The sequence below is a fragment of the Mesorhizobium sp. WSM3873 genome, assembly GCF_001672445.1.
Classification (GTDB): domain Bacteria; phylum Pseudomonadota; class Alphaproteobacteria; order Rhizobiales; family Rhizobiaceae; genus Mesorhizobium.
Window position 1 is genome coordinate 218331 of record NZ_LYTM01000002.1, and the last position, 9391, is coordinate 227721.

11 protein-coding genes and 2 pseudogenes are annotated in these 9391 nt (G+C 62.9%); 7 read left to right on the plus strand and 6 right to left on the minus strand.

The window, feature by feature from the left end; translation table 11 throughout:
• The first annotated feature begins 14 nt into the window (after nt 1–14).
• Complete coding sequence (locus A9K71_RS02580; protein ID WP_156752570.1) at nt 15–485, plus strand: hypothetical protein; 471 nt, start codon at nt 15–17, stop codon at nt 483–485.
• On the opposite strand, the gene A9K71_RS02585 is transcribed toward A9K71_RS02580, so the two are convergent.
• Nucleotides 477–2351: a murein L,D-transpeptidase gene (locus A9K71_RS02585; RefSeq protein ID WP_066989851.1), complete on the minus strand. Its 1875-nt coding sequence runs from the start codon at nt 2349–2351 to the stop codon at nt 477–479. The two genes, A9K71_RS02580 and A9K71_RS02585, sit on opposite strands and share 9 nt — an antisense overlap.
• 344 nt (nt 2352–2695) lie before the next feature.
• Here A9K71_RS02585 and A9K71_RS02590 point away from each other — a divergent pair, with 344 nt between their 5' ends.
• Nucleotides 2696–3097: a rhodanese-like domain-containing protein gene (locus A9K71_RS02590; RefSeq protein ID WP_066989852.1), complete on the plus strand. Its 402-nt coding sequence runs from the start codon at nt 2696–2698 to the stop codon at nt 3095–3097.
• A gap of 53 nt (nt 3098–3150) precedes the next feature.
• Here the strand turns inward: A9K71_RS02590 and A9K71_RS02595 are convergent, their stop codons facing one another.
• Nucleotides 3151–4059, minus strand: a complete 909-nt coding sequence (locus tag A9K71_RS02595; protein ID WP_066989854.1) for an alpha/beta hydrolase — start codon at nt 4057–4059, stop codon at nt 3151–3153.
• Between the two features lie 47 nt (nt 4060–4106).
• Here A9K71_RS02595 and A9K71_RS02600 point away from each other — a divergent pair, with 47 nt between their 5' ends.
• Nucleotides 4107–4559, plus strand: coding sequence for a MarR family transcriptional regulator (locus tag A9K71_RS02600; protein WP_066989856.1), 453 nt, complete (start codon nt 4107–4109; stop codon nt 4557–4559).
• A 17-nt stretch (nt 4560–4576) separates the two neighbouring features.
• Here A9K71_RS02600 and A9K71_RS02605 read toward each other — a convergent pair whose 3' ends face one another.
• Nucleotides 4577–5188: a pyridoxamine 5'-phosphate oxidase family protein gene (locus A9K71_RS02605; protein WP_066989859.1), complete on the minus strand. Its 612-nt coding sequence runs from the start codon at nt 5186–5188 to the stop codon at nt 4577–4579.
• Nucleotides 5189–5271: 83 nt separating this feature from the next.
• Nucleotides 5272–5625, minus strand: coding sequence for a DUF971 domain-containing protein (locus A9K71_RS02610; protein ID WP_066989863.1), 354 nt, complete (start codon nt 5623–5625; stop codon nt 5272–5274).
• A 193-nt stretch (nt 5626–5818) separates the two neighbouring features.
• Between A9K71_RS02610 and moaA the strand changes: the two genes are divergently transcribed.
• From moaA to A9K71_RS02630, 4 genes are all read left to right on the plus strand, one after another.
• On the plus strand, nt 5819–6814 hold the full coding sequence (gene moaA / locus A9K71_RS02615) for a GTP 3',8-cyclase MoaA (RefSeq protein ID WP_066989866.1): 996 nt from the start codon (nt 5819–5821) through the stop codon (nt 6812–6814).
• 54 nt (nt 6815–6868) lie between these two features.
• On the plus strand, nt 6869–7363 hold the full coding sequence (locus A9K71_RS02620; protein WP_066989869.1) for a hypothetical protein: 495 nt from the start codon (nt 6869–6871) through the stop codon (nt 7361–7363).
• A gap of 113 nt (nt 7364–7476) precedes the next feature.
• Entirely contained in the window at nt 7477–7833 is a 357-nt protein-coding gene (locus A9K71_RS02625) for a hypothetical protein (protein WP_066989872.1), read from the plus strand.
• 121 nt (nt 7834–7954) lie between these two features.
• Nucleotides 7955–8800, plus strand: a complete 846-nt coding sequence (locus A9K71_RS02630) for a DMT family transporter (RefSeq protein ID WP_245299509.1) — start codon at nt 7955–7957, stop codon at nt 8798–8800.
• Nucleotides 8801–8813: 13 nt separating this feature from the next.
• Here the strand turns inward: A9K71_RS02630 and A9K71_RS02635 are convergent.
• Nucleotides 8814–9236 (minus strand): annotated as a pseudogene (locus A9K71_RS02635) (IS5 family transposase); the annotation flags it as partial.
• Nucleotides 9197–9391 (minus strand): annotated as a pseudogene (locus A9K71_RS02640) (IS5/IS1182 family transposase); the annotation flags it as partial. The pseudogenes A9K71_RS02635 and A9K71_RS02640, both read right to left, overlap by 40 nt.

The following is a 9391-nucleotide window of genomic DNA, read 5'->3' on the forward strand; positions in this document are numbered from 1 at the left end:
GGGGGTGCATGGTAATGGTTGGCTACGTTCTAAAGCGCATCCTGATGGTGCTCGCCGGCTATCTGATCGCGGTGCTCGTCGGATTGGTCGCGTTGGTCGCGATCTATGCAGCGCTGAGCTCGCTGCCCAACGCCCCAAGCTATTTCGAGCTGATGCAGTTCACGCCTGTCGCCGTGCTGGTCGTGCCGCCGCTTGGCATGTTCGTCTATTTCCTGACCATCGTGGCGACCGGCATGCAGACTCTGATCTTTGCGCTTATCGCCGAGGTCTTCTCGTTGCGGAGCTTCTGGCTGCATATGCTGTTCGGCGGCGTGGTTGCGGCCGCCGGTTTCATGCTGCTCTCGCCGGACGCGCCGCACGATCCGGAACGCTGGGCCGACCTTGGCATCATCGTCGCGGCCGGGCTGGTGGCCGGTTTCGTTTATTGGCTCATTGCCGGACGTGACGCCGGTTTCAGGAGCCCGCTCATCGAGCGCTTAGGTTGACGGTGCGCGCACCGCTTCGGTCGCATCCAGCGCCTGCATCAGCTTCGAATCGCGATCGTAGACGTCGTCGAAATATTCGACCTTGCCGGACATGTCCGGCCAAGCGGTGAAATAGGCGACATAGACCGGGATGACGCGCGTGACATTCTCGGTCGAATGACCGTGCTTCAGCTTCTCGGCGATGTCGTCGACCGACGTGCCGAGCACAGCGGCCGCCATGCCGCGCGGATCCTGCAGGCGGATGCAGCCATGGCTCAGCGCGCGCATGTCGCGCCCGAAGAACGACTTCTGCGGCGTGTCGTGCATGTAGATGGCGTGCTTGTTGGGGAAGAGGATCTTCAACTCGCCAAGCGCATTGGCCTCGCTCGGCTGCTGGCGCACGCTGAACGGGATTTTGGCACCGTAGGCGCCCCAGTCCACCGCCGCAGAGGGAACTCGCCTGCCGCTGGAATCCGTCACCTCATAGCCGGCGCGGTCCAGATAGCCCGGATCGCTGCGCAGCCTCGGCAGCATCTCGTTGACGATGATCGACTGCGGCACGCCCCAATAGGGGTGGAAGTCGACCTGCTTGATCTGGTTGTAGAAAAATGCGGTCTGGTTGGTGACCTTGCCGATGACCACGCGGGTCTTCAGCTTCTCCTCGCCATTGTCGATGTAGCTTGCGGTGAAGGCCGGCTGGTTGATGAAGACGCGCGGGCTGCCAAGATCGGAGGGGAGCCAGCGCAGCTCTTCAAGCGCCGCCATGACCTTCTCGACCTTGTCGGCCTTGGACGTTCCGGCGAGCGAGGCGACGGTGCGCGGGCCGATGACGCCGTCGCCCTTCATGCCGGCCCGCTTCTGCACCGCCTTGATCACCGGCACCAGGTCAGGATCGTAAAGCTCGCTCTTGCCGAGCCGGGCGAGGGTCTCGCCAAAGTCACCGCCCATCTCGTCATCGAGGTTGCGCGCGATCAACGTCAAAAGCTTGGGCAGTTCCGGGCTGCTTTCACCGGGCTTAAGAAGCAGCTTCGGATCGACGACGATGTCGTTCTCCTCGCTTGCCTGAAGAGACTCCAACTCGACGCGCAGCGCCTGATATTCAGGGTTCTGCGGGTGCCGCGATTCGAGATAGGTGCGCACCTCTTGCGTGTGCGCCAGCGTCTTCAGCACGCCTTCGAGGTCGAGCGGCTTGGCCGGAAAATCGTAATAGCCGGTCATGCGGTTCGGATCGACTCGGCCGCTCTGGGCGTCATGGGCGTAGCGCAGCACGCGCGCCGATAGCGCCATCTCGAAGCGAACCAGTTCCTTGGTCCGCGCTTCGGGCAAGTCGACATTCGTGGCCGCCGCCGGAACATCGACGGAGTAATCGGCAGGCGTCAGGCCGTAGCTCGCCGCTTCGCCAAGCACCCGCACGGCATCCTGCGCCCTGCTGTTGGGTGCATCCCCTGTCACCCAGATGAAATCCGGATTGGCCGAATAGTAGGCGATGAGCGCCTTGGCGATATCGGGCTCGGCAAAGAGTTCATAATCGCTCAGGCCTGCCAGCGCATCGCGGAACGCGCTTCCGCTCACGGAGGGCACAAAGGCAGCATCTTGCGCAGTCGCGGGCGGCGGGGCGGGCAGCAGCGACTTGAAGTCGACGCGCACAAGCTTGTCGGCCCTGTAGGTATTGTAGGTCGGGCTGCTGATCCTGACGCTACCGCCTGTGCCAGGCTGCACCTTGCGCGGCTTTGGCGGCGGCGGAAATTCTCCTTGGGAATTGTGCCGGATGCCGCCGCCGAACAGCATGTCGAACAGCCCCTGCGCGCTCGCCGGCTGCTGGCCGAAGGCAAGTGCCGCCGCGATCGCGATCGGCATGACGGCCTTTTTGTTCCCGAGGATTTTCATGCTTCACCCGCACCGGTTGCAACCGGTTTCCCGTTCCGCGCCGCTAGACGGTCCCGCCCTCCGCATGGCGGATGTAATGCGCGACTGTACCGATTCATACTGATTCCGTTAAGCTTCCATAAATTTTCGCGACCGTGTTGCAGAACAGTTTCACATCCGTGTGAGACACAATGCGGCAGGGCGGCTCCCGGTTTCAGAGGCCTCGGTAACAATCAGGCGTTGGCGCCATGCGGCCTGGGCCACCATGACCGGCCTTCCTGCCTGACAAACATCGGCCCGTGACAAACAGCGGTCTTTGTGATCGAAATTCCGGCGGGCGCGAGCCATGGCCTGGAGGATGCGCAGTGAAGAAGGGATATCGCGAACTTCTTGACGAGGCGAATGCCGAGATCGAGGTGGTTTCGCCTGAGGAAGCGGCCGGGCTGCTGGAGGATGACGGCACCATCTTCGTCGATTTGCGCGACCCCCGCGAGGTCGAGCGCGACGGCAAAATTCCCGGCGCCAAGCATGTAACGCGCGGTATGCTCGAATTCTGGATCGACCCCGAAAGCCCTTATCACAAGCCGTTCTTCGCCTCCGGCAAGACCTTCGTCTTCTTCTGCGCCGGCGGCTGGCGTTCGGCGCTGGCGACCAAGACGGCGCAGGACATGGGTCTCGCGCCGGTCAAACACATCCTTGGCGGCTACACAGCCTGGAAGGCTGCCGGCCTGCCGGTCGAGCCAGGGCAGAAGAAGAAGGCCGACTGAGCCATTCGCAACTACGGACGGAAGACGGCAGCAGGCCCCTCCCGCGTTAATTTTCAATGCAGCGCCGGTTGCCGTTCCTCGGCGACGAAGCCCACGGCGCGCGCGACCACATCCTTGTCGGCAAGGATGCGGCGGTGACCAAGCCCTTCGGCCCAATGCAGGCTCACATGATCGCCGGCTCCCGCATACCGTTTTGCGTGATCGGCATGGACTTCGCGGTCGTCCGGCGCATGGATGATCAGCGTCGGCACCGGAGCCTCGGCGAGCTGGCGGTCGCCCGTGAAATCGCTGAGCGGCCGTCCCGACAAATGCTTCACCCGATCCGCCATGGCGACCCGAGAGCGCGGCCCGACATTGAGCCGGTGGCTGAAATCGTCGAAGATCGCCGGCAGCGAGCTCGGCGCCGCGATCAGAACCAGTTTGTCGGCCGCAAGCGGCGGCATGCCTTTCACCGAAGCGGCAACCGCATTGGCCGCGACAGCGCCGCCGAAGGAATGGCCGACGGCGGCGGCAAACGGGCCGAACCATTCGCCGACGACTCGCACCGCGTCGACCGCGGTCACCATGTTGAGATGTCGGCCGAGCGAATGGCCGTGGCCCGGCAGGTCAAGCGAGACCACCTTGTAGCCGGCGTCGCGAAACCCATCGATCAGAGTTCGCATATATTCGGTGCGCGAGCGCCAGCCATGGATGACGAGCACGGTACCGCGGGAGCCCCTGCCCGGCCCCGGCCGGAACTCATGCACCGCAACGCAATCCGCCTTCGTCTTCAGCCGGTGATGGCGCGCCTCGGCCATGAAGCCCGTAGCGCGCTCGACCGCGCGGCGCTCGCCATCGCTCAAGGCCTTGACGTTTGGCGTGCGGCAGAACAATTCGAACGCGGCGCGGCCACTGAGACGCGGCGCGACACGCTCGGCCGCCCCGAAGACGCCTCGGATGACCTTCAATCCAAATGATGCCATAGTGTCGGTCCAACCATTCGTTCAAGCATGAACATAATAGTTCAAACATGAACATTAAGCAAGAGCTGCCCTGGGACAATCCGCGCTTTCGCAACTGGGTTGCGGTGGCGCGCGCCTGCCATGTGCTGGAGCGCACGCTGGCGGTGAAGCTGGCGCCGCTCCACCTCAAACCGGCGCAGCTCGACGTGCTGATGAACCTCTACCGTCATCCCGGGATGTCGCAGCACGACCTTGCCCGCAAGCTCTTGGTCGGCCGCTCGAACATCACGATGCTGTTGCCGCAACTGGAAGCCCGCGGCCTGCTGCGTCGTGAGGGTGACGAAAAGGACAAACGCGTGCTGCGGTTGAACCTCACCGAAGCCGGCGAGGCCCTGCTGATGCGGGCGCTGAAAGTACATATGGCGCTCATCGAGAAGGCGATGAGCCAGTCGACGCCGGAGCAGTGCGACATGGTCGGCGAGCAGATGCGCAAGATCGCCGATGTCCTGAAGGAGGCCTGACCGGGCGCTCGAGGCCGCTACCACATGGTCTGCTTTGCCCGCTCCGGCCATTCCTTGTCATATGCGGCGCCATTGATATTCCTGCGGCTGGTGATCTCGAGGATCTGGCCGGGCGTCGGCAGCGACTTCGGGTCGACATGCTTTGCCGGGTTCCAGAGCTCCGAGCGCACGATGGCGCGTGCGCACTGGAAATAGACCGCGTCGACGGCGACGACGGTGACCGACCGTGCCGGCTTGCCATCGACCATGAAGGACGCGCTAAGCTCGGCATCGGCTGTGATATGGGCGCGACCGTTCACGCGCAGCGTCGTGCCCGAGCCCGGCACAAGGAAGAGCAGCCCGACGCGCGGATCGCGAATGATGTTCTTCAGCGAATCGGCGCGGTTGTTGCCGCGCCTGTCGGGCATCATCAGCGTTTTTTCGTCCAGGAGGCGCACGAAGCCGGCGAGATCGCCGCGCGGCGAACAGTCCAGCCCCTCCGGCCCGCAGGTCGCCAGCGCCACGAAAGGCGACGCCTCGATGAAGGCGGCATATTCGGGAATCACATGGTCGAGTTCCTTGGCGACCGAGGCCTCGCCAGGCAGGCCGTAGAGGGCTTCGAGCTGTTCGACCGATGTGATGAGCGACATCTTTTCGCCTCCTGACCTTTTGCCGGCGCTACTTTATGTCCATGACGCTTTGACGACACCCAGTCGAACGTCTTGGCGCCAGGCTAGCGGTCGCGGCTGAGCCCCTTCTCGGCCAGCTCGGCGAGGTAGGCGTTCCAGCGCTCGTCCTTTTCATGCCCGAGCGTGTGAAGATAGTTCCAGGTGAAGATGCCGGTGTCGTGGAAATCGTCGAAGGTGATGCGCACCGCGTAATTGCCGACCGGCTCGATCTTAAGAATCGCGACATTGCGCTTGCCGGGCACAGTCACGCGCTGATCCGGCGAATGGCCCTGCACCTCGGCAGAAGGCGAGGCAACGCGCAAGAACTCCGCCGGCAGTTCGAACGGCTGATGCCCGGCAAAGGTCACGGTGAGCAGCTTGCGGTCCTTCGAGACCCTGAGTTCCTTCGGCGCCGTCATGTTTCTTCCTATATGCGTTGCGCCCTTCCCTACGCCGGTTCGCGCAGTGCGAAAAGGTGATAGAAGGCAGCCGACAGAGAATGTCGGTCGGGGAATGTTACCAAAGATCGAGAGCTTCTATCTTGAATGCGCGGTTGGATCGTATCACATAGCCGTATATAACGACGCTGCTCAGGCCACGGAAGCGCTTGCAATGGACATGATCGACCCTTTCGGTCGCACGATCAGCTATCTGCGCGTGTCGGTTACCGACCGCTGCGATTTCCGTTGCACCTATTGCATGGCCGAGGACATGACCTTCCTGCCCAAGAAGGATCTGCTCTCGCTCGAGGAGCTCGACCGGCTCTGCAGCGTCTTCATCGAAAAGGGCGTCAGGAAGCTGAGGCTGACCGGCGGCGAGCCGCTGGTGCGCAAGAACATCATGCACCTAGTTCGCCAGCTGTCGCGGCATCTTGAGAGCGGCGCGCTGGAAGAGCTGACGCTCACCACCAACGGCTCGCAGCTGTCGCGCTTTGCCGCCGAGCTCGCCGACTGCGGCGTGAAGCGCATCAATGTCTCGCTCGACACGCTCGATGCCGACAAATTCCGCCAGATCACCCGCTGGGGCAATCTCGGCAAGGTCATGGAAGGCATCGACGGTGCGGAAGCGGCGGGCCTGAAGGTCAAGCTCAATGCCGTGGCGCTGCGCGACTTCAACGACGCTGAGATACCGGAGATGCTGCGCTGGGCGCATGGTCGCGGCATGGATCTGACGGTCATCGAGACCATGCCGATGGGCGAGATCGACGCCGACCGCACCGACCAGTATCTGCCGCTGTCGTTGCTGCGCGCCTCGCTTGAGCGCCAGTTCACGCTGACCGACATTCCTTATAAGACCGGGGGCCCTGCCCGCTATGTCCAGGTCGCCGAGACCGGCGGTCGGCTCGGTTTCATCACCCCGATGACGCATAATTTCTGCGAAAGCTGCAACCGCGTCCGGCTGACTTGCACCGGCACGCTCTATATGTGCCTCGGCCAGGAGGACGCCGCCGACCTGAGAGCGCCGCTGCGCGCCTCCGAAGGCAATGAGCTGGTCGGCGAGGCCATAGACGAGGCGATTGGGCGCAAGCCGAAGGGCCATGATTTCGTCATCGACCGCCGCACCAGCCGACCCTCGGTATCGCGCCATATGAGCGTCACCGGCGGCTGATTTTTTCTCCGATTTGGTGCAGGATCACCCTCGGTCACGGACCTTGGGGGCATCATGAAGTGTGTTCATCTCGTCCAGGGCGCGCCTTTGGTGATCGCCTTCTCGTTGCTGACGATTGCGACGACAGCGGCAATCGCAAAGCCGTTCACCGACGTCAATGCGCGCTTCGGCACGTCCTGCACCTTTCCCGACGAGATTTTCAGCGACCGCTTGCCCGAGCCAGAAAACGGCGATGGGCAGCAATGGAGCGCGCCCGACGGCGCCAGCCTGACCTGCTCGGGCATTTATAACATCGACAACGACACTCCGAAGGGCTTCGTCGCCGACGAAAAGGCAAACACCGGGCCGGGCTACAAGATCACTTACAGCAAGTCCGGGAAGAATTGGGCGGTGGTTTCTGGCATCAAGGGCGACAAGGTCTTCTACGAACGGCGCCTGTTCGGAAAGGATGGTGTCATCCGCACCGTCTGGATCGAGTATCCTTCCTCGCTTAAGGCGAAATACGATCCGCTGACCGGGGCGATCGCCGCCAGCCTGCGCGGCCCTTGAGCTGCGCTCGGCGCACTGGAAATAAACCATCCGCGCCGACTTCCACCCGATTTACCGCCGACTTGTTCCGGCCTAGCCTCATGAAGCGATTTTCGCATTCAGGGGGAATTCTCATGCGCAAATTCTTGGCTTCGCTTGCAATGCTCGGGATTGCCTTGGTGCCTGCGGCCGCTCAGTCGATCGGTGGCACCTACACTGTCGCCGGCACCAATTTCGACGGATCGAAATATGGCGGCGAGGCAACCATCACGCTGACCAGCGACACAACCTGCACGATCCATTGGAAAACCGGCGGCTCGTCCTCCGACGGCATTTGCATGCGCAACGATGATGCCTTTTCCGCCGGCTATGTGATGGGCAAGGAAATCGGCCTCGTCGTCTACAAGGTGGAGAAGGACGGCTCGTTGCACGGGCTGTGGACCATCGCCGGCCAGAACGGCAACGGCACCGAGACGCTGACACCGAAATGATCGCTCCGGATTGCAGCCGATATTGAGGGCCGCAGGAACCTCCTGTGGCCCATTTCTTTGACGTTGCTGTCTTGCCGCCGGCTGTTAGACGCTTGCGAGAGAACATAACCCGGAAGCGCCCTTGCCTCTTTCGCCAAATCTTCGCGGCGCACTGTTCATGGTCGTGGCCATGATCGGCTTCACCTTGAACGACGCGATCACCAAATTCTCCTCCGAATCGATGAATATGGCGCAGGTCATGCTGGTGCGTGGCGCCTTCGCCTCGCTCTTCGTCGGTCTGCTCGCCTGGCGGCGCGGCGCGCTTGCTGATCCGCGCGCCATGCTGCAGCCGATGGTCGCGTTGCGCGTCGCCGGCGAAGCCGGCGCGACCGTGTCGTTCCTGATCGCCCTTGCCCATTTGCCGATCGCCAACGTCTCCGCCGTTCTGCAGGCGCTGCCGCTGGCCGTGACGATGGGCGCCGCACTGTTCTTCGGCGAGGGCGTCGGCTGGCGCCGCTGGCTCGCCATTGCCGTCGGCTTTGCCGGCGTGCTGATCATCGTGCGGCCGGGCTTCGAGGGTTTCAGCGCCTATTCGTTGCTGGCGCTGGCGAGCGTCGGCTGCTGCGCGGTGCGCGATCTCGCCACCAAGCGCATCCCGCAAGCGATCCCGACCATGCTGGTATCGACCGCGACTGCGCTGGCCATGACGATCCTGGGTGCGCTGCTGCTCCCGCCGACGGGCGGCTGGGCGCCCATGACCGCCAAGGCGACGGCGCTGCTGGCGCTGGCCGCCGTGCTCGTGCTCATCGGCTATCAGTTCATCATCATGGCGATGCGCTCGGGCGACATCTCCTTCATCGCGCCCTTCCGCTATACGGCGCTGCTGTGGTCGATAGTGCTCGGCCTCGTCATCTTCGGCGATATCCCCGACCTGCCGATGATCGTCGGCGCCGCGATCATCATCGGCTCCGGCCTCTACGCGCTCTAGGCTGAATCGACATTCAGCGCATCCATAGCATTGCGCAAGCGAGTTGGACGAAGCTGAGGAAGTAGAGAGCACGCCGGTCGTATCGGGTCGCGATGCGCCTGAAGTGTTTGAGCTTGTTGAAGCAGCGTTCGATGAGATTGCGCGCCTTATAGGCTTCAAAGTCGTAGGGGATGAGGGTCTTGCAGGTTGGATTGCAGGGGATGACGGCCTGCGCTCCCATCTCGACGACGATCGCGCGCAGGGCATTACTGTCATAGGCCTTATCGGCAAGAACGCGTTTGGCCTTGAGCCCTTCGAGCAAAGCAGGCGCTTGGGTGACGTCGCCACGCTGGCCGGGCGTCAGGATCAGGCGCAACGGACGGCCGCGACCGTCGACAGCCATATGGATCTTAGTAGTCAATCCACCTCGGGAACGCCCCAAAGCCTGGTTCTGGTCCCCCCTTTTCCGGTCGCCGCCTGCTGGTGGGCGCGAACCAACGTGCTGTCGAGCATCACATAATCGTTGTCGGGATCAACGATCAGATCGGCAAAGACACGCTCCCAAACGCCAGCCTTCGACCAGCGCCGGAACCGCTGGTGCAGTGTCTTCCA

Bases quoted from the DNA above. Each gene is read 5' to 3' on its own strand.
- A9K71_RS02585 (WP_066989851.1), bottom strand. From the start codon at position 2,351: ATGAAAATCCTCGGGAACAAAAAGGCCGTCATGCCGATCGCGATCGCG.
- A9K71_RS02620 (WP_066989869.1), top strand. From the start codon at position 6,869: ATGAAGTGTGTTCATCTCGTCCAGGGCGCGCCTTTGGTGATCGCCTTC.
- A9K71_RS02580 (WP_156752570.1), top strand. From the start codon at position 15: ATGGTTGGCTACGTTCTAAAGCGCATCCTGATGGTGCTCGCCGGCTAT.
- A9K71_RS02605 (WP_066989859.1), bottom strand. From the start codon at position 5,188: ATGTCGCTCATCACATCGGTCGAACAGCTCGAAGCCCTCTACGGCCTG.
- A9K71_RS02610 (WP_066989863.1), bottom strand. From the start codon at position 5,625: ATGACGGCGCCGAAGGAACTCAGGGTCTCGAAGGACCGCAAGCTGCTC.
- A9K71_RS02600 (WP_066989856.1), top strand. From the start codon at position 4,107: ATGAACATTAAGCAAGAGCTGCCCTGGGACAATCCGCGCTTTCGCAAC.
- A9K71_RS02595 (WP_066989854.1), bottom strand. From the start codon at position 4,059: ATGGCATCATTTGGATTGAAGGTCATCCGAGGCGTCTTCGGGGCGGCC.
- moaA (WP_066989866.1), top strand. From the start codon at position 5,819: ATGGACATGATCGACCCTTTCGGTCGCACGATCAGCTATCTGCGCGTG.
- A9K71_RS02625 (WP_066989872.1), top strand. From the start codon at position 7,477: ATGCGCAAATTCTTGGCTTCGCTTGCAATGCTCGGGATTGCCTTGGTG.